22 protein-coding genes are annotated in these 20915 nt (G+C 62.8%); 14 read left to right on the forward strand and 8 right to left on the reverse strand.

The features are described from left to right. Positions 1-38: 38 nt before the first annotated feature. The 5 genes from GPS82_RS03760 to GPS82_RS03780 are packed head-to-tail and all read right to left on the reverse strand — an operon-like array spanning position 39 to position 5094. Positions 39-497, reverse strand: a complete 459-nt coding sequence (locus GPS82_RS03760; protein WP_296491125.1) for a hydrogenase maturation protease — start codon at positions 495-497, stop codon at positions 39-41. Then, complete coding sequence (locus tag GPS82_RS03765) at positions 494-1984, reverse strand: Ni/Fe hydrogenase subunit alpha (protein ID WP_296491128.1); 1491 nt, start codon at positions 1982-1984, stop codon at positions 494-496. Before GPS82_RS03765 ends, GPS82_RS03760 begins: the two co-directional genes overlap by 4 nt. 10 nt (positions 1985-1994) lie before the next feature. Then, the gene (locus GPS82_RS03770; RefSeq protein ID WP_296491131.1) at positions 1995-2567 is read right to left on the reverse strand and encodes an NADP oxidoreductase; all 573 of its coding nucleotides are present in this window, start codon (positions 2565-2567) and stop codon (positions 1995-1997) included. Beyond that, positions 2564-3286: a 2Fe-2S iron-sulfur cluster-binding protein gene (locus GPS82_RS03775; protein WP_296491133.1), complete on the reverse strand. Its 723-nt coding sequence runs from the start codon at positions 3284-3286 to the stop codon at positions 2564-2566. Before GPS82_RS03775 ends, GPS82_RS03770 begins: the two co-directional genes overlap by 4 nt. Then, complete coding sequence (locus tag GPS82_RS03780) at positions 3283-5094, reverse strand: NAD(P)H-dependent oxidoreductase subunit E (RefSeq protein WP_296491135.1); 1812 nt, start codon at positions 5092-5094, stop codon at positions 3283-3285. The genes GPS82_RS03775 and GPS82_RS03780 overlap by 4 nt, the downstream gene beginning before the upstream one ends. Before the next feature lie 94 nt (positions 5095-5188). Here GPS82_RS03780 and coq7 point away from each other — a divergent pair, with 94 nt between their 5' ends. After that, positions 5189-5809, forward strand: coding sequence for a 2-polyprenyl-3-methyl-6-methoxy-1,4-benzoquinone monooxygenase (gene coq7 / locus GPS82_RS03785; RefSeq protein WP_296491137.1), 621 nt, complete (start codon positions 5189-5191; stop codon positions 5807-5809). A gap of 100 nt (positions 5810-5909) precedes the next feature. Here coq7 and GPS82_RS03790 read toward each other — a convergent pair whose 3' ends face one another. Continuing rightward, positions 5910-6359: an OsmC family protein gene (locus tag GPS82_RS03790; RefSeq protein ID WP_296491140.1), complete on the reverse strand. Its 450-nt coding sequence runs from the start codon at positions 6357-6359 to the stop codon at positions 5910-5912. 80 nt (positions 6360-6439) lie between these two features. On the opposite strand from GPS82_RS03790, the gene ilvA reads away from it, so the two are divergent. After that, entirely contained in the window at positions 6440-8002 is a 1563-nt protein-coding gene (ilvA, locus tag GPS82_RS03795; RefSeq protein ID WP_296491142.1) for a threonine ammonia-lyase, biosynthetic, read from the forward strand. 66 nt (positions 8003-8068) lie between these two features. Next, the gene (locus tag GPS82_RS03800) at positions 8069-8986 is read left to right on the forward strand and encodes a 5'-nucleotidase (RefSeq protein ID WP_296491144.1); all 918 of its coding nucleotides are present in this window, start codon (positions 8069-8071) and stop codon (positions 8984-8986) included. Here the strand turns inward: GPS82_RS03800 and GPS82_RS03805 are convergent. After that, a complete protein-coding gene (locus tag GPS82_RS03805) occupies positions 8983-9906 on the reverse strand; it encodes an MBL fold metallo-hydrolase (RefSeq protein WP_296491147.1) in 924 nt (307 codons plus the stop codon). The two genes, GPS82_RS03800 and GPS82_RS03805, sit on opposite strands and share 4 nt — an antisense overlap. 64 nt (positions 9907-9970) lie before the next feature. Further along, on the reverse strand, positions 9971-10720 hold the full coding sequence (locus GPS82_RS03810; protein WP_296491150.1) for a hypothetical protein: 750 nt from the start codon (positions 10718-10720) through the stop codon (positions 9971-9973). 105 nt (positions 10721-10825) lie between these two features. Here GPS82_RS03810 and GPS82_RS03815 point away from each other — a divergent pair, with 105 nt between their 5' ends. The 11 genes from GPS82_RS03815 to GPS82_RS03865 all read left to right on the forward strand — a co-directional run. Further along, positions 10826-11551, forward strand: coding sequence for a GNAT family N-acetyltransferase (locus tag GPS82_RS03815; RefSeq protein WP_296491152.1), 726 nt, complete (start codon positions 10826-10828; stop codon positions 11549-11551). A 92-nt stretch (positions 11552-11643) separates the two neighbouring features. Next, a complete protein-coding gene (locus GPS82_RS03820; RefSeq protein ID WP_296491153.1) occupies positions 11644-12510 on the forward strand; it encodes a transporter associated domain-containing protein in 867 nt (288 codons plus the stop codon). Continuing rightward, positions 12497-14116 carry an apolipoprotein N-acyltransferase gene (gene lnt / locus GPS82_RS03825; protein WP_296491155.1) on the forward strand — a complete coding sequence of 540 codons (1620 nt, stop codon included), beginning with the start codon at positions 12497-12499 and terminating at the stop codon, positions 14114-14116. Before GPS82_RS03820 ends, lnt begins: the two co-directional genes overlap by 14 nt. Before the next feature lie 89 nt (positions 14117-14205). Further along, on the forward strand, positions 14206-15126 hold the full coding sequence (gene glyQ / locus GPS82_RS03830; RefSeq protein WP_296491159.1) for a glycine--tRNA ligase subunit alpha: 921 nt from the start codon (positions 14206-14208) through the stop codon (positions 15124-15126). 2 nt (positions 15127-15128) lie between these two features. Further along, positions 15129-17282 (forward strand): glycine--tRNA ligase subunit beta, encoded by a 2154-nt coding sequence (gene glyS / locus GPS82_RS03835; protein ID WP_296491162.1) that lies wholly within the window; start codon positions 15129-15131, stop codon positions 17280-17282. 31 nt (positions 17283-17313) lie between these two features. Continuing rightward, complete coding sequence (gene gmhB, locus GPS82_RS03840) at positions 17314-17883, forward strand: D-glycero-beta-D-manno-heptose 1,7-bisphosphate 7-phosphatase (RefSeq protein WP_296491164.1); 570 nt, start codon at positions 17314-17316, stop codon at positions 17881-17883. A gap of 7 nt (positions 17884-17890) precedes the next feature. Continuing rightward, the gene (locus GPS82_RS03845; protein ID WP_296491175.1) at positions 17891-18631 is read left to right on the forward strand and encodes a lysophospholipid acyltransferase family protein; all 741 of its coding nucleotides are present in this window, start codon (positions 17891-17893) and stop codon (positions 18629-18631) included. A gap of 12 nt (positions 18632-18643) precedes the next feature. Further along, a complete protein-coding gene (locus GPS82_RS03850) occupies positions 18644-19579 on the forward strand; it encodes a SprT family zinc-dependent metalloprotease (RefSeq protein WP_296491167.1) in 936 nt (311 codons plus the stop codon). Between the two features lie 99 nt (positions 19580-19678). After that, positions 19679-20107: a MerR family DNA-binding transcriptional regulator gene (locus GPS82_RS03855; protein WP_296491168.1), complete on the forward strand. Its 429-nt coding sequence runs from the start codon at positions 19679-19681 to the stop codon at positions 20105-20107. Next, positions 20094-20528 (forward strand): PaaI family thioesterase, encoded by a 435-nt coding sequence (locus GPS82_RS03860; RefSeq protein ID WP_296491169.1) that lies wholly within the window; start codon positions 20094-20096, stop codon positions 20526-20528. Before GPS82_RS03855 ends, GPS82_RS03860 begins: the two co-directional genes overlap by 14 nt. A 33-nt stretch (positions 20529-20561) precedes the next feature. After that, positions 20562-20915 (forward strand): acyl-CoA dehydrogenase family protein (locus tag GPS82_RS03865; protein ID WP_296491172.1); only part of this gene is annotated, 354 nt, incomplete at its 3' end.

Below are 20915 nucleotides of genomic sequence, written 5' to 3' on the forward strand. Positions count from 1 at the left end.
AGAGCGCGGTCCCCGGATCGCGCTGCGCTTATTCCTGGCTACAGTTCTCCTGAAAGCCAGCTTTGGGTCCATGCCAGAGCGCGCGCCAGGTTGGCCAGCGCGGCCACACTGGGCGGCTCGCCCAACTCAAACTGTTCACCACGAATCGCCAGCAGCGTGCAAGGCGGTGGTGGCGTCCCCTGCAAATCCTGGTAAACCTGCAGCAGCGCCCGCGGCGACAGGGCGTGGGTGGTGTGGCTGGCATCTTGGGCCGGCTTGAGCTGCGTGACTTGAAACGGCGCGGGGCAGTTCAGGCTGGCATCAATAAAGAGCACTTTTTTGCGCCCCATCAGGTCCAGCGCGTGCTCAACCTGCAATTGATACTCTTCCAGAAACTCCACCTGATCTTGCAAGCCATCTGGCAGTTGCTCGCGCAGCGTGGCCAGGCAAAGTGGCCCCAACGCGTCATCGCCCCGGCTCAGGTTGCCCCAGGCCAAAATTAACAGCGGCGGGGTCATGCGGCGCGCGTCAGCTCACCCTGCGAAGATTTTTGCACCTGGTCCAGCACCGTGCCGTCGGCTGCCAGCAGCGTCACCTCCAGCGGCATCTTGCCCAGCGCATGGGTGGCGCAGGACAGGCACGGGTCATAAGCGCGGATGGCGACTTCGATGTGGTTGAGCAGGCCTTCGGTGAGCTGCTGGCCGTCCAGGTAGTCGCGCGCCACGGCGCGCACCGACTCGTTCATGGCCTGGTTGTTGTGGGTGGTGGAGACAATCAGGTTGCAGCGCGTCACTAGGTCGTCGTCGCCCACCTCGTAGTCATGAATCAAGGTGCCGCGCGGCGCCTCGATCATGCCCACGCCATGGCGCTGGCGCGCGCCGCTGGTGAGCAGGTCGCCCGCCAGCAGCGCCGGGTCTGCCAGCAGTTCGGCGACCACTTCCACCGCGTGCAGCATCTCGATCATGCGCGCCCAGTGGTAGGCCAGCGTGGCGTGCACCGGCGCGCCCCGGCCCCAGGCGACAAAGGCCTGGCGCTCAGCTTCAGCGCGCGCGCTGGGAATAAAGTCGCAGTTTTGCACCCGTGCCAGCGGCCCGACGCGGTACCAGCCCAGTTGCGCACCCAGGCTGCGCAAGTAGGGAAATTTCATGTAGCTCCACGGGCGCACTTCTTCCTCGATCAGCTCCAGGTAGCGCTGGTCGTCGATCTGGTCGAACAGGATGTGGCCATCTTCACCGCGCACCCGCAGCACGCCGTCATACAAATCCATGGCGCCGTCAGTTCGCACCAGCGACATCAGTTTGGAGCGAAAACTGCCAAAGTTGTTGTACAGCGCCGGATTTTGCGCGTGCAATTGTTTGGCGATGTCCACCGCATCCTGCGCCCATTGCAGCATTTGGGGCAGCTCGCGTTGCAGGCTGTTGCGCTCCTCCAGCGTGACCAGTTTGTTGATGCCGCCCGGCACCGCGCCGGTGCCATGGACGCGCTTGCCGGAGGTGATGCGGATGACCTCCTGGCCAAACTTGCGCAGCAAAATGCCCTTTTTGGCGATGTCGGGGTGCGCTTGCGCCACGCCCACAATGTTGCGCCGGGCCACTTCGGAGTCAAAGCCAAACAGCAGATCGGGCGAGGACAGGTGAAAAAAATGCAGTGCATGAGACTGCAGGATTTGCCCGTAATGCATCAGACGCCGCACCGCGTTGGCGCTGGCGCTCACCGGCGTGGCGCCAATGACGCGGTCAAGTGCCTTGGCCGCTGCCAGGTGGTGCGACACCGGGCAAATGCCGCACAGGCGCTGCACCATCACCGGCACCTCCCAGTAGGGCCGGCCTTCAATGAATTTCTCGAACCCGCGGAACTCGACAATGTGCAGGCGCACCTGCTCGATGTGGTTGTTGGCGTCAAGCAGCAGCGTCACCTTGCCGTGCCCCTCGACGCGTGACAACGGATCAATCGCGACCCGGCGCAAGCCCTCGGGATGGGCGGCAGTTTCAAGTGCGAAAGTCATGAGGCCCTCTTCAGTCGTAATGAATCAACCCATGCCCGAGCTCAGGCCTGCGACCGGCCAGCAGGTCGGTTAAAAACGACCAGATGGCGTCGGCGCTGGGCGGGCAGCCGGGCAAAAAGTAGTCCACATGCACCACCTCGTGGATTGGGTGCACATGGTTCAGCGGCAAGGGCAGCTCGGGGTCGTTGGGAACCTGGCTGCCGGCCACTGTGCCGCCGTGGCTGCAATACACATCGCACATCATCTGGCCCACGTCGCGCTGGTTGCGCTGTGCTGGCAAGCCGCCGTTGATGGCACAGGCGCCCACCGCCACCAGCGTCTTGCAGTGCGCCCGAAATTCGCGCAGCACCTGCACGTTCTCGGCGTTGCACAGTCCGCCCTCGATCAGGCCAATGTCGCAGTGGCCAATGGTTTTGATGTCGGTCAGCGGCGAGCGGTCAAACTCAATGTGTTCCAGCAACTCCAGCAGGCGCTCGTCAATGTCAAGCAAAGACATGTGGCAGCCAAAACAGCCAGCCAGCGACACCGTGGCAACCTTGAGCTTGCGCGGCGCATGCAGCGCTGTGCTGGCAGGCCCGGTCATGACGCGTCCTCCTGCGACACCGGTTGGCTGTCAAACCGGCGCTGGCCAATGGGGATGACAAAGCCGCGGCGTTTGGGCAGGATGGCGCCCACCGGGCAGATGTTGGCGGCGCGGTCTGCGGGGCTGATGGCGCTGCCTGACAGTTGCCCGTCGTCGCTGTTGACCAGCAAATGCGAAGCCACGCCGCGCCCGCCCATGGCAAACACATGCTTGCCCTCCTGCGCACTGGCGCGCACACACAGGCCGCACAAAATGCATCGGTTCAGGTCCAGCAGCAGGTCAGGGTGGCTGGCGTCAACCCGGCGATCAGGGTAGAACTCTTCAAAATGCGGGCCTTCCATGCCCATCTGGTAAGCGGTGGCCTGCAGCAGGCAGTTGCCGCTTTTTTCACACGACGGGCAAAAGTGGTTGCCCTCGACAAACAACATCTGCAGCAGCGTTTTGCGCTGGGCGTTGAGTTCGGGCGTGTCGCTTTCCACGTCCTGCCCGCTGTTGGCCGCAATGGTGCAGGCTGCGCCACTGCGGCCGTTGACCTTGACCGTGCACAGGCGGCAGGAGCCGTGCGCGGCAAAATCAGGGTGCCAGCACAGGTGCGGGATGTAATGCCCGGCACGGCGGGCGGCCTGCAAAATGCTGTCGCCCGGACCAAATTCGACCTCCTGGCCATCCAGCGAAAACGTGCCCGGGCTCAACGCGTCGATGCGGTGGTCTTTCATCATTCAAGATTCTCCAGGTGCGCGCCGCTGTCGTTGCGCCCGGTGGCGCGCCGCGCCTGCGAGAGCTCCGCGTCCATGTCGAAGCCCGCGACAAAGTGCAGGGATTTCAGATGCTGCTCATAGCTCGGGCGAAACTTGGCAATGGTGTCGCGCAGCGGGTTGCAGGCGGCGGCACCCAGGCCGCAGTGCGTGGTGCCATGCATCAGATGGTCGAGTTCATACAGCACCTGGACGTCCGCGCTGGAGCCATAACCGCGCTTGAGCTTGTCCATCTGGCGCAGCACCAGTTCGGTGCCAACGCGGCAGGGCGTGCAAAAACCGCAGCTCTCATGGGCGAAAAAATGGGCAAAGTTATGGGCCACCTCAAACATGTCGCGGCTGCGGTCGAACACCATGAAGGCACCGGCCGTGGGCACGTCCTCAAAGCCGATGTGGCGGCCAAATTCCAGCGCCGACAGGCACACACCCGAAGGCCCGCCAACCTGCACCGCCTGGGTGTCGCGCGCGCCACAGTCCTCCAGAATGCGCCCAATGCGTGTGCCGAACGGGTACTCGTAAATGCCGGGACGCTCGCAGTCGCCAGAGACCGAATGAATCTTGGTGCCGGTGGATTGCGCCGTGCCAATGCGCGCCCACCAGGCGCCGCCATGCAAGGCGATGTGGGTCACGGCGCAGAAGGTTTCCACGTTGTTGACCGTGCTGGGCTGGCCCAGGTAGCCGTGCTCCACCGGAAACGGCGGGCGGATGCGCGGCACACCCCGTTTGCCTTCCAGCGACTCGATCAGCCCCGACTCTTCGCCGCACACATAAGCGCCGGCGCCCACATGGATGGTGATGTCAAAGTCAAAGCCCGCCTTTGCCTGGATGGCCTTGCCCAGCAGCCCCTGCTCGCGCCGGCGTTGCAGCACCGCCTGCAGCGCTTCCAGCAGGTAACGGTATTCGCCGCGCAAGTACATCAGCCCCTGACTGGCGCCCACCGCCCACGCCGCGATGGTCATGCCTTCAAACAGGGAGTCGGCATAACTGGCGAGCAGCACCCGGTCCTTGAAGGTGCCGGGCTCGCCTTCGTCGGCGTTGCAGATCACGTAGTGCGCTTGCCCCGCCGCGTTGCGGCACAGTTGCCATTTGGTGCCGGTGGCGTAGCCGGCGCCGCCGCGTCCGCGCAATTTGGAGCGCTTGAGATCGTCCAGCATGGCCTGGGGTGTGCGCGCCAGGGCGGCGGCAATGCCCGCGCCGGGGGCGGGCTGCGGACCGAGTTTGACGTCGGCCAGGTGAATCTGGTCGTCCACCTGTGACCATTGCGGCGGCCATTGCTCGGGAGCCACCCGCTGTTCAATCAGCTCTGCCATCTGGGCGATGCGCTCAGGGGTGAGCCGGGTGACGACCTGATGGTGGTTGATGAGCGCCGCCGGTCCCTGGTCGCAAAGCCCGGTGCACGAGGTGGTGGCGATGCTGACCAGACCATCGGCGCGCATCTGGTCAGGCGCCACCCTGAGCAAACCGCACAGCTGCTGCAGCAGCGCGTCGCTACCGAGCATGCGGTCGGTGATGTTGTCGCTGAACAGCACGCGGTAGGCGCCCACGGGTTTGGTGTGGAAAAAGCGGTAAAAATCGGCCACGCCCTGCACATGGGCCAGCGTCAAGCCCAGCGAGCGGGCGATCTGCAGCAGGGCCGGGCGCGGCAGCCAGCCATGAATGGCCTGAAATTCGCGCAGGACTTGAACCAATGCGTGAGAATCGCAGCCATGCTGCCGCAGCAATGACTCAAGCTCAGCCGCCGTTTGCGCGGGCAGTGTTGAATTTGCGTTCATGGACAGCAATATAGCGCACAAAATTACAATGTGGCGCATGTTTGGCTTGGGTCAGCCCGGGCAGCAGGCCTTTACTCTCAGAACAGGAAACAGCATGATGGACCGATTTTTAAGCACTGTTGACGACGCCTTGCGCACCGTTTTTGCCCAGCACCGCGGCGCCCAGCCCTGTCCAACCGTGGCGGGTGATGCCACCGAACTCTCGGAGCTTGAAAAAAAGGAGGCCGGGGCGCTGATGCGTGTCAACCATGTGGGCGAGATATGCGCCCAGGCCTTGTACACCGCGCAGGCTTTTGCAACCAACAACGAAGCGCTTCGCGCCTACTTTCAAAAAGCCAGCGCCGAAGAAACCAACCATCTGGCCTGGACCGAACAGCGGCTCAAGGAGCTCGGTGACCGCCCGTCGCTGCTCAACCCGCTGTGGTACGCCGGCGCCTTCGGCATTGGCTTGCTGGCGGGCAAGCTGGGTGACAAGGTGAGCCTGGGCTTTGTGGTGGAGACTGAAAACCAGGTGGAGGCGCACCTGGACAGCCACTTGAGCCGACTGCCCGCCGGTGACCATGCCTCGCGCGCCATCGTGGCGCAAATGAAGGACGACGAAGCGCGCCATGCGCAGGACGCCAAAGAGCTCGGCGCCATTGACCTGCCACCGCCGGTCAGGGGCCTGATGGCCGCCGCAGCCAAGGTGATGACCACCGTGGCACACCGGGTCTGATCGCCAAGCCCCATCGCGGCGACGGCGCCGTTCCCGACAAGGAACCCGGTGTTTTTGCAGGAGGCCCGCCCTCGGGCCGAAGGATGTCTGGGCCTGATCTCTAGGCCTCCAGCACCTCAAAGCTGGTGGTGATCTCTGCGGTTTTGCCCAGCATGACACTGGCTGAGCAGTATTTGTCGTGGCTCATGGCAATGGCGCGCTCGACCGCGGCGGCAGGCACGCCCTTGCCGGTCACGCTGAAATGCATGTTGATTCTGGTGAACACCTTGGGGTCGGTGTCGGCGCGCTCGGCGTCGAGTTTGACGCTGCAGCCGCGCACGTCGTGGCGTCCGCGTTTCAGGATCAGCACCACGTCATAGGCGGTGCAGCCACCGGTGCCGGCCAGCAGGGTTTCCAGCGGCCGTGGCGCCAGGTTCTGGCCGCCGTTTTCGGGTTTAACGGCATCGGGCGCGCCGTCCATCACCAGGGTATGGCCGCTGCCGGTTTCGGCCACAAACCCCATGCCCGAGCGTGTTCCCAGGGCACCGGTCCAACTCACTGTGCATTCCATGTTTATGTTTCCTTCAAGGTTCAAGAGCGGCGATTGTCGCTTTTTGCCACTCTGACCGGGGCGCTTATCATCAGGGCCCTATGAAAACAACTGCTTTGACCCCCGCTGACTACCTCAAAAAAATCCTGACTGCCCGCGTTTACGACGTGGCGGTGGAAACCAGCCTGGAAACCGCGCACAGTCTGAGTGCGCGCCTGAACAACACCGTGTTACTCAAGCGCGAAGATCAGCAACCCGTGCACAGCTTCAAGCTGCGCGGCGCCTACAACAAAATGGCGCACCTGAGCCCGGCACACCTTAAAAAGGGCGTGATTTGCGCCTCGGCCGGCAACCATGCCCAGGGCGTTGCCCTGAGCGCCCAGCGGCTGGGTTGCCGCGCTGTGATCGTCATGCCGACCACCACGCCCCAGGTCAAGGTGGACGCGGTGCGCGGCTTTGGCGGCGAGGTGGTGCTGTTTGGCGACAGCTATTCAGACGCCCATGGGCATGCGGTGGAACTGGAGAAGAAAGAGGGCCTGACCTTTGTTCACCCGTTCGACGACCCCGATGTGATCGCCGGCCAGGGCACCATCGCCATGGAACTGCTGCGCCAGCACCAGGGGCGCCTGGACGCCGTGTTTGTGGCAATTGGCGGCGGCGGCCTGATCTCTGGCGTGGCCAATTACATCAAGGCGCTGCGCCCCGAAATCAAGGTGATCGGCGTGCAGATGAATGACTCGGATGCCATGACCCAATCGGTGGCTGCCAAGCACCGCGTCACCCTGGCTGACGTGGGTTTGTTCTCGGACGGCACGGCGGTAAAGCTGGTCGGTGAAGAAACTTTTCGCGTGGCCAGTGAACTGGTGGACGACTATATGCTGGTCGATACCGACGCGGTGTGCGCGGCCATCAAGGACGTTTTTGTCGACACCCGCAGCATTGTGGAGCCCGCCGGCGCGCTGGCGGTGGCGGCGGTCAAGCAGTATGTGGCCACACACAAAAAAAAGGGCGAGACCTATGCCGCCATCCTGTGCGGCGCCAACATGAACTTCGACCGACTGCGCTTTGTTGCCGAGCGAGCCGAAGTGGGTGAGGAGCGCGAGGCGCTGTTTGCCGTGACCATTCCCGAAGAGCGCGGCAGCTTCAGGCGTTTTTGCGAGCTGATTGGCGACCTGCCCAGTTTTGGCGGCCCCAAAACGCTGCGCAACGTGACTGAGTTCAACTACCGCATCAGCAACTCGCAAAAAGCCCATGTGTTTGTCGGCCTGACCACGGCTGTCAAAGGCGAGTCCGGCAAGATTGCCGCCCATCTCAGCAAGCACCGCTTTGAAGCGCTTGATTTGACCCACGATGAACTGGCCAAGGAGCACATTCGCCACATGGTGGGTGGCCACTCGGCGCTGGCCGATGACGAGCGCCTGCTGCGTTTTGTGTTTCCCGAGCGGCCCGGTGCGCTGCTCAAGTTTTTGAGCCTGTTGCGGCCCAACTGGAACATCAGCCTGTTCCATTACCGCAACCAGGGCGCCGACTATGGCCGGATTCTGGTGGGCATCCAGGTGCCAGAGGGTGATTCGGACGCCTTCAGCGAATTTCTGGCCACGCTGGGTTATCCGTATGTGGAAGAAACGGCCAATCCGGTGTTCCGGATGTTTTTGCAGCAATGAAAAGACCTTGCGGGTCAGACCACTCGCGTAGCGAAGTGCTCTGACCCCAACTGATTAGGACTGGATATGGCAATGACACTCGACGGCAAGCTGGTGGTGGCGATTTCGAGCCGTGCGCTGTTTGACTTTGAGGAAGAAAACGAGGTGTTTGAGCAGGGCGATGACCGCGCCTACATGGCGCTGCAATTGCAGCGCCTGGACATTCCAGCCAAACCGGGCGTGGCCTTTTCGCTGGTGAAGAAGCTGCTGGCGTTCAATGCGGACCCCGTTGCCGGGGCTGCCCCAAACCCTGTTGAGGTGGTGGTGCTGTCGCGCAATGACCCGGTCTCGGGCATGCGGGTGTTTCGCTCGGCGCAGCACTACGGTCTGGCCATTGAGCGGGGCAGCTTCACGCGCGGGCAGCCGCCCTGGCGCTACCTGAAACCGCTGCACGCCAACCTGTTTTTAAGCACCCATTTGAGCGATGTGCGCGCCGCGCTTGATGCCGGCGTGCCAGCCGCACAGGTGTATCCGCGCTCGGTTCATGCCAGCGATTCGCACCCTGCCGAAGTGCGCATTGCCTTTGACGGCGACGCGGTGCTGTTCAGCGACGAGGCGGAGCGGGTCTACCAAACGCAGGGTTTGCAGGCCTTTCAGCAGCATGAAATTGAAAAGGCGGCGCTGCCCCTGCCTGACGGCCCGTTCAAACCCCTGCTGTTTGCCTTGCAGCGGTTGCAGCAGGCCGGCACGCCCGCCATGCGCATCCGCACCGCGCTGGTCACCGCGCGCAGCGCACCGGCGCACGAGCGCGCCATCCGCACCCTGATGAACTGGAACATCGAGGTTGATGAAGCCATGTTTCTGGGCGGCCTGGCCAAGGGCGAGTTCTTGCGTGAGTTCGAGCCTGATTTTTTCTTTGACGACCAGACCGGCCACATTGAATCCGCCGCCCGCCATGTGCCCGCGGGCCATGTGGCCAGCGGGGTGCGCAACAACCCGCCTTAAGCGCTGTTGTCGTTGGAGACCGTCTGCTGGTCGCGGCTGGCCGCGCCACTGCACACCAGCTCATCCAGCAGGGTCAGCACCCAGTCCTGAAAATTCTGCTCCGGCGCAGCGCTTGACTTGTAAATCTGCTGGAGAAGTTGGGTGCTTTGCGCCCATTGCATCAAAGCCGCCACGGGCACGCTCTGGACTTCGAGCAGTTTGAATTTCAGCAGCACTTTGGCGGCATAGCGGATGTGTTTTTGCGGTGCCCGCTCAAAACTGTCAAGCCGCCTGCGCGCCCGCGCCAGGGCTTCGGTGACATCAGAAAAGGGCGCGCCATGGCCGGGGATGACGATGCGCGGGGCCAGCGCCTCGATCACATCCAGTGTCTGCGCCACCTCGGCAAAGGCGTCGGCGCCATCAAGCTCCGGAAACACCACGCCAAAACCGTTCTCCCACAGGGCATCGGCGGAGATCAGCAGGCCGCTTTGGGGCTCGAACAGGATCACCGAATGGGGGTCGTGCCCCGGTGCGGCGTGAATCTGCCAAAGCTGGTCGCCCAAGGCCATTTCCGTGTTGGGCTGCAGCGTGGCGGTGTAGCCAAAAGGCGGGCAGATTTGCCCGGTGGGAAGGTACGACAAAGCCTCGGGGTCCCAGGGGCTTACAAAGCGGGCGTGACCCGGCGGTATCCAGGTTTGCAGCCCGGGGTAATGCGCTTGCAGTGCGGCGTTGCCACCGCAGTGGTCGCTGTGCAGGTGGGTGTTGATCAGCACGTCGAGCGGCTGGCCTTGCAGCGCCGCTGTCAGCAGCCCCAGCGTTTGTGTGGCGTGGGTGGCATAACCGCTGTCGACCAGCGCGCAGCCCTTGTTGCCGCGGAGCAGGATGTTGTTGGAGGACAACCAGCCGCGCTCGAACAGGGTGATGCAAGGGGGAAGTTGCACAGTAAACCTTGGGTAAAACAAAAATGGACGGACCGAATTGACGCGCGTGCTGCCAGCGCTGACTTCAGGCGCCGTTGGCTTGGGCCAACTGCAGTGTGTGGGTTAATTCAGTCACGCAGGCGACAGCAGGCGCGTCAAACAGACGCTCAATCCATTGCGACTCGCGTGCCTTGACGGTGTCCAGAAAGTAGCTGACCGAGCCATCGTTGCGGGCCAGTTCAGCAAAGTTGTTGAAGCCCGACTCCAGGAAATTTTGCAATGCCCCCAGCCCCGCCACCTGGGCGGGTTTACGCATCATCTTGAGCAGCATGCGCAGGCCCGGTTTGCGCGTCAGGTGCCCAAGGTCCTGGCCAATGCCTTGCACCGTGCTGAGCTGCCATTGGCGGTCTTCACGGCGGCCCAAGGCGCGCCAGGCCAGCACGTAGGCTTGAGCGCTGGGCAAACCGGATTGATGTTGCCAGTTCAGGGCCATGGCCAGGTCAAGCTCCTCGGTCAGGTTGTGTAACTTGGCCATGGCCACGGCGGTGGCGACCACGGGCTGGGGAAATGTGCGCTGCAGGGCGCCTGCAATACGGGCAAATTGCGCATCGCGCTCGGCGTAGTTCTTTTCGCTGTAAAGTTCTTCCAGAAAAAAATTGACGCACGAAGCATATTGTTGAGAGCGCAGCAGGTCCTGGTAGGTGCCCACAAAACGCCGGGCCTGCAAATGCTTGATGGTGTGTAGCGCCTGCGCCAGTTCGGGCTGATTGGCGACCTGTTGGCGCCGCGCGACGACTGCGGACAGTGATTCGCGAATGTGATTTGAAGCTTGCATCGTGTGCCAAGTTTAGCCATGCCAATTGACGTAAACCCAACAACTTTAAGGGAGTTATGGGCTCTAGAGCAGAACACCTAGGGAAAACCCTTATCATTTGCCACTATGTATGACACCCTTCCCCGTCACCTGGATTTTTTAACGCCAGCCGATGCCGTGCCTGGCGCTGAACTGCATGCGCGGGCGGCTGAGGTTGCGCCCAGAAAAGCAGCTGTGGTGGTGCCCATCCGGTCGCTGGGTGAAAACCACCGTGCCCGGATTGCCAGCCATCTCAAGGCGCTTGATGCCAACGACCGTTATTACCGGTTTGGTTTCACCGCCAGCGATGAACAGATCGACCGCTATGTGGCGGGGCTGGATTTTGAGCGTGATGAAATCTTTGGCATTTACAACCGGAATCTGGTGCTGATTGCGGTGGCGCACCTGGCCCATGCCCCTGACACGGGCGCAAATCCAAGTGCCGAGTTTGGCGTTTCGGTGCTGGCGCAGGCACGCGGCCGACATTACGGCACCCGCTTGTTCGATCGCGCCATGATGCATTCCCGCAATGCGGGGGTGAACCGGCTGTACGTGCATGTGCTGAGCGAAAACACCGCCATGCTCAAGATTGCCCGTCATGCGGGCTCCACGTTTGTGCGTGAGGGGGCAGAAACAGAAGGCCACCTGGTGCTGGCTCCCGCCACCTTCAACAGCCATTTCACCGAATTGGTCGAAGAGCAACTCGCCCAAGCCAATTACCACATCAAGGTGCAGGCCAAGCAGATTCGCAACACTTTCTCGAATCTGCAAAATGTCTGGCGTGGCACCAACAAGGATGAAAAGCGCGACTGAAACCGGTGTCCCGCTGATTTTTTTGTGGGGCAAATGCGTTATCCGCTATCCTTACGGCCTGTTCAACAACCGCATGTCCTGCCTGACTGGCTGTGTCCGACCCCTACCCTACGCGTCCCGACCGGGAAGATAAGCGAACTTTTTTACAAAAAATTGCCGAGTTCATTCACCCCGGTCCCGATTCGACCGATGAGTTACTTGAAACCCTGGCCGAAGCCGAACATAACCAGCTGATCGGCTCCGATTCGCGCAAGATGCTTGAAGGCGTGATCCGCATGGCCGACATGAGTGCCGGCGACGTCATGGTGCCCACCACCCGCATGGAACTGGTCAACATTGACGACCCCTACGACACCATGATGCACGGGGTGATTGACACCGCGCACTCACGTTTTCCGGTGTTTGAGGGCGAGCGTGAAAACATCATTGGCATTTTGATGGCCAAAGACCTGCTCAAGTTGCAGCGCGCGCCCGAACTCAACATTCGGGCCCTGCTACGCCCGGCCGTGTTCGTGCCCGAAAGCAAGGGTCTGAACGATTTGCTGCGCGACTTTCAAAGCAACCACAACCACCTGGCCATCGTCATTGACGAATTTGGCCGCGTGGCCGGGCTGGTCACCATCGAGGACGTGCTGGAAGAAATCGTGGGTGAAATCGAGGACGAATTTGACATCGCCGACGACGAGGGCGACATCTTCGGCCTGGCCGACCGCAGTTACCGGGTCAGCGGTGACACCACCATTGAACGCGTCGAGGCAGCCTTTGGTGTCAGGCTCGGCAGCACCGACCCCGACGAAATCTTTGACACCATCGGCGGCCTGATCGCCCATGAGATGGGCCATGTGCCCCGGCGCGGCGAGCACCATGTGCGCTCCGGCCTGGACTTTGTGGTCATGCACACCAAGGGTGGCGCGGTGAAATGGTTCAAGGTGTCCCCGGTACCCAATGAGCCTGCTTGATCCGCGGCGCGGAGCCCGGAGCCTGTTTGTCAGGCGGTCGCAAAAAGGTGCCTGGCTACCTTGGCTGGTGTTGCTGCTTGCAGGCATCCTGCAGGCAGCCAGCCTGGCCCTGCCGGTGGCCATGCCGCACCTGTTGGGATGGACCGGTCTGATGCAAGGCCAGCCGCTGTGGTGGGGGCAGGGGTTGGCGCTGGCGAGCCTGGTGTGGTTGCTGCGCACCAGCGCCAGCTGGCAGGTGGCGGCACTGCGCGGCTGGGTATTTGTCACGGTGTGGCTGGCCTGCACCTTTGGCTGGCTGTTCACCTCCATGCACACCTTTGGCGGGCTGGCCGCACCCCTGGCTGTTTTTGCGGTGCTGGCGCTGGCCGCTTTGCTGGCGCTCTATTACGCCGCCGCCTGCGCTGTGTTCAGGAGCCTGGCACCTGTTCATCCGGTCGGCGCTGCGCTGGTTTTTGCGGCTTTGTGGCTGCTTGCCGAACTGGCCCGGGGCGTGCTGCTGACCGGCTTTGGCTGGGGTGCCATTGGCTATGCGCACCTGGCGGGGCCGCTGGCGTGGCTGCTTCCCTGGGGCGGGCTGTACGGGGTCAGTTTTTTGGCTGCGGTGCTGGTGGCTTGCCTGGCGCTGGGCGGGCTGGCAGCGCTGGCAGGCCGCTGGCGCGAGGCTCTCAGTGCCGTGCTGGTGCTGCTGGCGCTATGGCTGTTGCCGCCATGGCTGCCCGCGCCGCAGGGCGGCTCGGCGGGTGCCCTGGACGTCACGCTGCTGCAAGGCAATATTCCCCAGAATGAAAAGTTTGACACCGAAACCGGCGTGCTGAAAGCCCTGCAGTGGTATGGCGACCAGCTCCAGCGCAATCAAAGCGCGCTCGTCATCACGCCAGAAACGGCCCTGCCACTTCTGCCCGAGCAACTGCCACCAGACTACTGGCAGGCCTTGCAGCAGCGTTTTGCCAGCGGTGGGCAGGCCGCATGGGTGGGTGTGCCGTTGGGCAGCTACACCCAAGGCTACACCAACTCGGTGGTGGGACTCAAGCCGGAGCAAGCCGCTCCCTGGCGCTATGACAAGCACCATCTGGTGCCCTTTGGCGAGTTCATACCGCCGTTTTTTCGCTGGTTTACCGACCTGATGAACATTCCGCTGGGTGACTTCAACCGCGGCGCCCTGCCGCAGCCCACCTTTGACTGGCAGGGGCAGCGCCTGGCGGCTACCATTTGTTATGAAAACCTGTACGGCGAGGAACTGGCCCGTCAGTTTCTGCAAGCGGCAAAGGCGCCCACGATTCTGGTCAATGTCAGCAACCTGGGCTGGTTTGGCGAGAGCCTGGCGATGGACCAGCACCTGCAAATTGCGCGTCTGCGCGCGCTCGAGTTTGACCGGCCGTTCTTGCTGGCCACCAACACCGGACGCAGCGCCATCGTGGACCACCGCGCCCGGGTGACACATGCTGCCACGCCGCACACGGCCATGGCGCTGCACGGCACGGTGGAGGGGCGCACCGGCATCACGCCCTATGCCTGGTGGTTGGCGCGCTGGGGCCTGTGGCCGCTGACGATCCTGGCCTTGGTCCTGCTGCTGGGCGCTGGGTGGTGGCGCCTTTTGCGGCGGTGATAAGCCCGTAAAATGAATCTTTCAGACGCAAGCGCTTGCGTCAACCACTATTTACCCCCGGGTGGCGCTGCACGCCGCCTCCACCGCTTATGTTGACCTTCCAGCAAATCATTTTGAAACTGCAGTCGTATTGGGACGCCCAGGGCTGCGCGCTACTTCAGCCCTACGACATGGAGGTCGGCGCGGGCACGTCGCACACAGCCACTTTTTTAAGGGCGCTGGGGCCGGAACCCTGGAAGGCCGCTTACGTGCAGCCGAGCCGCCGCCCCAAGGACGGGCGTTATGGCGAAAACCCGAACCGGTTGCAGCATTACTACCAGTACCAGGTGGTGCTCAAGCCCGCCCCCAGCAACATTCTGGAACTGTATCTGGGCTCCCTTGAAGCGCTGGGGTTTGACCTGAAGAAAAACGATATTCGTTTTGTCGAAGACGACTGGGAAAACCCCACCCTGGGTGCCTGGGGACTGGGCTGGGAAGTCTGGCTGAACGGCATGGAGGTGACGCAGTTCACCTACTTCCAGCAAGTGGGGGGCATTGACTGCCGCCCGATCACCGGCGAGATCACCTACGGGCTGGAGCGCCTGGCCATGTACCTGCAAGGGGTGGACAACGTGTACAACCTGACCTGGACAGAGTCGCCCGATGGCACCCAACTCAGTTACGGCGACGTTTACCTGCAAAACGAAAAAGAGCAGTCTGCCTACAACTTCGAGCACAGCGATGCCGACTTTTTGTTCACCGCCTTCACGGCGCATGAAAAGCAGGCCAAGCAACTGATGGAGACACAACTGGCCTTGCCCGCCTATGAGCAGGTGCTCAAATGTGCGCACAGCTTTAACCTGCTGGATGCGCGGGGTGCCATCAGTGTGACCGAGCGCGCCGCCTACATCGGGCGCATCCGCACGTTGGCGCGCGGCGTGGCGCAAAGCTACTTTGACAGCCGCGAACGACTGGGCTTTCCGATGGCGCCGCGCGCCTGGGTTGAACAGATGGCCAAGAAAGCAGCTTAATCATGACCCACCAAAACCTCCTCGTTGAACTGTTTGTCGAAGAGCTGCCACCGAAGGCGCTCAAAAAGCTGGGCGACGTGTTTGCCAGCCAACTGTGCGCGCAATTGCGCACGCTGGGACTGGCATCGGCTGACTCGGTGGCCACGCCTTTTGCGTCGCCGCGCCGTCTGGCAGCGCACATCACCCACGTGGCGGCCAAGGCTGCTGACAAGGCGGTGCAGCAAAAGTTGATGCCGGTGAGCGTGGGGCTTGATGCGCACGGGTTGGCCACACCCGCCTTGCTCAAAAAATTGCAGGCCCTGGGCGCCGACGTGTCCGACCCGGTGTTTGCCGTCGCGGCCCTGCGCAAGGCACCCGATGGCAAGGCAGAAGCGCTGTTTTACGACAGCCTGGTGACCGGTGCCACGCTCGATGTGGGTTTGCAACAAGCCTTGGTGGCCACGCTGGCCCAGTTGCCGATTCCCAAAATGATGAGTTACCAGCTGGAGACCAATTGCGAACTGCCGGGCTGGAGCAGCGTCAATTTTGTGCGCCCGGTGCACGGCCTGCTGGCTTTGCACGGAAGCACCGTGGTGCCGGTGACCTTGCTGGGCTTGAACTCATGCAATCAGACGCAGGGCCACCGTTTTGAGGCTTCGATGTCGCCGGTGATGGTCGCGCATGCCGACGACTACGCCGCCACGCTGCTGCGTGACGGTGCCGTGATCGCCAGCTTCGGCGACCGGCGCTTTGCCATCGTGCAGCAACTCGCGCAGGCGGCAGAGCGCCTGGGGCCGGGCTTTGAGGTGCTGATGGACGACGCCTTGCTGGATGAAGTGACGGCGCTGGTTGAGCGCCCCAATGTGCTGACCTGTGCCTTCGAGACGCAGTTTCTTGATGTGCCGCAGGAATGCCTGATCCTGACCATGAAGGCCAATCAGAAGTACTTTCCGCTGGTCGACACCCAGGGCCGGCTGACCCACCAGTTTCTGGTGGTGAGCAACATCAGCCCGGCAGACGCCAGCGCGGTGATTGGCGGCAACGAGCGCGTGGTGCGCCCGCGTCTGGCCGATGCCAAGTTCTTCCATGACCAGGACTGCAAAAAGACGCTCGAATCGCGCGTGGCCGGGCTCGACAAGGTGGTCTATCACAACAAACTGGGCACGCAGGGCCAGCGCATGGCGCGCGTGTGCGCCATTACCCGTGCGCTGGCGTCGCAACTCGGCGGCGAGGCCCTGGCCGGGCGCGCCCAACTGGCCGCGCGCCTGGCCAAGACCGACCTGCTGACCGACATGGTGGGCGAGTTCCCGGAGTTGCAAGGCATCATGGGCGGCTACTACGCCCGCCACGACGGCCTGGGGGCCGACATTGCCGAGGCCATTGAAGACCATTACAAGCCCCGTTTTGCCGGGGACGCATTGCCGCGCAACCCGGTCGGCGTGGCGGTGGCGCTGGCCGACAAACTGGAAACGCTGGTGGGCATGTTTGGCATCGGCAACCTGCCCACCGGTGACAAAGACCCGTTTGCACTGCGCCGCCATGCGCTTGGCGTGATCCGCATGCTGGTCGAAAAAGACATGCCACTTGGGTTAAATGCCTTGCTGAATGCCGCCGCACACGAGTTCAAGGGCATGGTTGGCTTTGAGATGGGGCGGGCTGTTGTTGAACTGGAAGAGTTTGTGTATGACCGGCTGGCGGGTTCCCTGCGCGAGCAGGGCTACAGCGCGCTGGAAGTCGATGCCGTGCTGGCGCTGCGCCCGCAGCGCCTCGGTGACGTGCCGCGCCGCTTGGCCGCAGTGCGTGCCTTTAACGCGCTGGCAGAGGCGCCGGCGCTGGCGGCGGCCAACAAGCGCATCAGCAACATCCTGAAAAAGGCCGATGTTGCGGCGGCGGTCGATGCCCATGTGAGCGAGTTGCTGCTCCAGGAGGCGGCTGAAAAAGCGCTTTACGCGGCCATGCAGGACATCACGCCACGCGCCCAGGCGCAGTTCAATGCCGGCGACTACACCGCCGCGCTGCAAACCCTGGCCGCCCTGCGCGCGCCGGTGGATGCGTTTTTTGACGGCGTGATGGTCAACGCCGAAGCGCTTGATTTGCGCCTGAACCGCCTGGGGCTGCTCAAAACGCTGCACCTGGCCATGAACCAGGTGGCCGATCTGTCGCGCCTGGCGGCGTGACCCGCTGTTACAACGCTGAAAAAGGCACACCATGACCCCATTCAAACTGGTGATTCTGGACCGCGACGGCACCATCAACGAGGACAGCGACGATTTCATCAAGTCGGCCGATGAGTGGAAGCCGCTGCCGGGTGCCCTGGATGCGATCGCCCGGCTTAACCATGCCGGCTGGCACGTGGTGGTGGTGAGCAACCAGTCGGGTCTGGGGCGCGGGCTGTTCGAGGTGTCTGATCTGAACGCCATTCACGCCAAGATGCACCAGATGCTGGCGGCGGTTGGCGGTCGCATTGATGCCGTGTTTTATTGTCCGCATGCGCCCGATGAGGCCTGCCATTGCCGCAAGCCGGCCTCCGGACTCTTTGAGCAAATTGCCGACCGTTACGGCCTTGATCTCAAGAACGTGCCGGTGGTTGGCGATTCCGCCCGTGATGCGATTGCCGGCGTGGCGGCGGGTTGCGAGCCGCATCTGGTGCTGACCGGCAAAGGTGCGGTTTACAAGGGCAGGGCGCTGCCCGAGGCTTTTCCGCAGCACACCCAGGTGCACAACAACTTGTCTGCCTTTGTTGATTTCCTGCTCGGACGCGAAGAAGAACGGGCCTGAGACCATGCTGGCGCTGCTTCGCTCCATTTTGCACATGGCCTGGATGGTGATCACCGTGATCCCCTGGACGCTGGCTGTTTTGCTGGTGTCCGTGGTCGTGTCGCGCAGCGCCGCCTGGTGGACCGCCGTCAACTGGTTCCGGGTGGTGATGTGGGGCACGCGGGTGATTCTGGGGGTGCAGTTCAGGGTGCTTGGGTATGACAATCTGCCACTGGGAAAAGACAGCGCTGCGGTGCTGTTGTCCAAGCACCAGTCGACGCTGGAAACCCTGCTGCTGCCCACCCTGATGCCGCATCCGCTGGCCTTTGTTTTCAAGCGCGAACTGCTCAAGGTGCCATTTTTTGGCTGGTCCATGGGGCGGCTGGACATGATCCACATCGACCGAGAGTCGCGCACCGAGGCCATGAAGCACGTCATCGAGCAGGGTTGCCGACTGCTCTCGCGGGGCACCTGGGTCATCATGTTCCCGGAAGGCACACGCATGCCACGCGGCCAAAAAGGCACCTACCAGACGGCCGGCACGCGACTGGCCGTGCAGTCGGGTGCGCCGGTCATTCCGATTGCGGTGGCCACCGCGCGCTGCTGGCCGCGCGAAGGTTTCATCAAACACGCCGGTGTAGTCACGGTGTCGATTGGCCCGGCGCTGCCCAGCGCCGGGCGCGACCCCAAGGGTTTGATGCGCGAGGCCGAGACCTGGATCGAGGCCGAGATGCGCCGCATCGACCCCGAGGCTTATCCGGCGGCCTGAGCGCCTGATCACATGCACCCCTTGCTGCGCTTCACGCTGGATTTGTTTGAGCCGGTTCCGGCTTCGGGCACTGGCAGTGAGGCGCCAGAGGCCAGACCCAGATCGAGGCCCGCAACGCCTGCGGCCCCACCCATCCTGGCGACGGGGCATGCCGTGCATTTTCGCCATCCCCATGCCAGTCGCGAAGTGCGCCTGGGCCATGCGCTGGTCGCCTATGAATTCAAGCGCGGCCAGCGGCGCAGCATCGGCTTCAGTGTCGGGCCGCATGGCCTGGCCGTGCGCGCGCCCAAATGGGTGCCGCTGGTTGAGGTGGATGCCGCGCTGCAGGAAAAGTCTGCCTGGATCTTGCGTAAGTTGCAGGAAGTGCGCGAGCGCCATGCGCGGCTGGCCGAGCACACGATAGACTGGCGCGATGGCGCCAGCCTGCCTTTTTTAGGCCAGCTTGTTGTGCTCAAGCTGGATCCGGCGCATGGTTTTGCAGCGGCCGGCGCCGAACTGATTGCGGCAGATGCGCCGCCCCCCAATGCGACCGCCGCCGCGCCTGGCGGCCCGCAGGCCATGACCCTGCGCTTGAGTTTGCCCCGCCACGCCAGCGCCGATCAAATCCGCGATGTGGTGCAAGCCTGGCTGATGCGCCAGGCCAAGCGCGTGTTTCAGGAGCGCCTGGACCACTTTGCCCCGCTGCTGGGGGTCCAGTGGAAAAAACTGGCGCTCAGCAACGCCGGCACCCGCTGGGGCAGTGCCCGCGCGGATGGCGCGATTCGGCTGAACTGGCGGCTGATCCATTTCAAAATGGCGGTGCTTGACTACGTGGTGGCGCACGAGCTCAGCCATTTGCGCGAGATGAACCACGGCCCGCGGTTTTGGGATGCCGTGCATTCGGTGGTGCCAGATTACGCGCTACTGCGCCGACAACTCAAAGACGAGGCCGCGCCGCGCTGGGCCTGATGCCGGCCCGGCTGAGGCAGCAAGTGGGGTGCAAAGCCGGCCTGAATTTGCCTGATAATTGACGTTAACGTTAACGTCAATTTACCGCGATCCATCGTCATGCCAATCACTTACAGCATCAGCGACCTGGCCAAAGAGTTTGACCTGACCACGCGCGCCATGCGTTTTTACGAGGACATGGGGCTGCTGCAGCCCGAGCGCACCGGCCCGGCCGGGCGCAACCGCGTGTACAGCAGCCGGGACCGCACGCGGCTCAAACTCACGCTGCGCGCCAAGCGCCTGGGCCTGAGCCTGGTGGAGGCCAAGGAGATCATTGACATGTACGACAGCCCGCGCGACACCGGGCCGCAACTGGAGAAATTCCTGATGGTGATCGCCGAGCATCAAAAACAGCTGGAGGCCCAGATGACCGACCTGCAGGCCAACCTGGACGAACTCAAGGTGCATCAGCGCGAAGCCCGCGCCTTGCTGGCCAAGGTTGAAAAAAAGCCCCGTGCGAAAGTTGGAGCCACAGATGCCTCCCATTGACGCCCTCTGGACCCGCGTGCAGGACAGCCTCAGCCGCCAGGGCATGATGCGCCACCTTGGCGTTCGGTTGCTACGGGTCGAGCCGGGCCTGGTGGAGCTGGCCCTGCCGTATTCCGACAGGGTGACGCAGCAGCAGGACGGCTTTCATGGCGGTGCCATGGGCGCGCTGGCTGACATTGCCGGGGGTTACGCTGGACTCACCCTGGCCGCCGAGGGCATGGAAGTGACCACGGTCGAATACAAGGTCAATTTTCTGGCGGCATTTCGGGACGGTGAGCTGCGGGCCATTGGTCGTGTAGTCAAGGCCGGGCGTCGCGTCATTGTCACCACGGCAGAGCTGGTGCACGTCGACGCCCAAGGTCAGCAAAACCCCTGTGCCGTGATGCAGCAAACCCTGATGCCTGTGCCAAAAACCTATTGATTCAGCAACTTTTATAAACACCAGGAGACTTTGATGAACAACCTGCCCGGACTCAATTTTCAACTCGGTGAAGACATTGACGCGCTGCGTGACGCCGTGTGTGACTTTGCGCAGGCCGAGATCGCGCCACGCGCAGCAGAGATCGATCGCAGCGACCAGTTCCCCATGGACCTGTGGGAAAAGATGGGCAGCCTGGGTGTGCTCGGCATCACCGTGGGCGAAGAATACGGTGGCGCCAACATGGGCTACCTGGCGCACATGATCGCCATGGAAGAAATCAGCCGCGCCAGCGCCTCGGTGGGCCTGTCCTACGGCGCGCACAGCAACCTGTGCGTGAACCAGATCAAGCGCAACGGCACGCCCGAGCAGCGTGCCAAGTACCTGCCC

The sequence above is a fragment of the Rhodoferax sp. genome, from assembly GCF_011391645.1.
In the GTDB taxonomy this organism is placed as follows: domain Bacteria; phylum Pseudomonadota; class Gammaproteobacteria; order Burkholderiales; family Burkholderiaceae_C; genus Rhodoferax.

Excerpts from the sequence above, each read along its gene's own strand:
- GPS82_RS03780 (WP_296491135.1), bottom strand. The coding sequence starts at position 5,094 with ATGAACGCAAATTCAACACTGCCCGCGCAAACGGCGGCTGAGCTTGAG.
- ilvA (WP_296491142.1), top strand. The coding sequence starts at position 6,440 with ATGAAAACAACTGCTTTGACCCCCGCTGACTACCTCAAAAAAATCCTG.
- GPS82_RS03790 (WP_296491140.1), bottom strand. The coding sequence starts at position 6,359 with ATGGAATGCACAGTGAGTTGGACCGGTGCCCTGGGAACACGCTCGGGC.
- glyQ (WP_296491159.1), top strand. The coding sequence starts at position 14,206 with ATGTTGACCTTCCAGCAAATCATTTTGAAACTGCAGTCGTATTGGGAC.
- GPS82_RS03770 (WP_296491131.1), bottom strand. The coding sequence starts at position 2,567 with ATGACCGGGCCTGCCAGCACAGCGCTGCATGCGCCGCGCAAGCTCAAG.
- GPS82_RS03860 (WP_296491169.1), top strand. The coding sequence starts at position 20,094 with ATGCCTCCCATTGACGCCCTCTGGACCCGCGTGCAGGACAGCCTCAGC.
- gmhB (WP_296491164.1), top strand. The coding sequence starts at position 17,314 with ATGACCCCATTCAAACTGGTGATTCTGGACCGCGACGGCACCATCAAC.
- GPS82_RS03765 (WP_296491128.1), bottom strand. The coding sequence starts at position 1,984 with ATGACTTTCGCACTTGAAACTGCCGCCCATCCCGAGGGCTTGCGCCGG.
- lnt (WP_296491155.1), top strand. The coding sequence starts at position 12,497 with ATGAGCCTGCTTGATCCGCGGCGCGGAGCCCGGAGCCTGTTTGTCAGG.
- GPS82_RS03800 (WP_296491144.1), top strand. The coding sequence starts at position 8,069 with ATGGCAATGACACTCGACGGCAAGCTGGTGGTGGCGATTTCGAGCCGT.
- GPS82_RS03775 (WP_296491133.1), bottom strand. The coding sequence starts at position 3,286 with ATGATGAAAGACCACCGCATCGACGCGTTGAGCCCGGGCACGTTTTCG.
- GPS82_RS03760 (WP_296491125.1), bottom strand. The coding sequence starts at position 497 with ATGACCCCGCCGCTGTTAATTTTGGCCTGGGGCAACCTGAGCCGGGGC.
- GPS82_RS03855 (WP_296491168.1), top strand. The coding sequence starts at position 19,679 with ATGCCAATCACTTACAGCATCAGCGACCTGGCCAAAGAGTTTGACCTG.
- coq7 (WP_296491137.1), top strand. The coding sequence starts at position 5,189 with ATGATGGACCGATTTTTAAGCACTGTTGACGACGCCTTGCGCACCGTT.
- GPS82_RS03850 (WP_296491167.1), top strand. The coding sequence starts at position 18,644 with ATGCACCCCTTGCTGCGCTTCACGCTGGATTTGTTTGAGCCGGTTCCG.
- GPS82_RS03810 (WP_296491150.1), bottom strand. The coding sequence starts at position 10,720 with ATGCAAGCTTCAAATCACATTCGCGAATCACTGTCCGCAGTCGTCGCG.
- glyS (WP_296491162.1), top strand. The coding sequence starts at position 15,129 with ATGACCCACCAAAACCTCCTCGTTGAACTGTTTGTCGAAGAGCTGCCA.
- GPS82_RS03815 (WP_296491152.1), top strand. The coding sequence starts at position 10,826 with ATGTATGACACCCTTCCCCGTCACCTGGATTTTTTAACGCCAGCCGAT.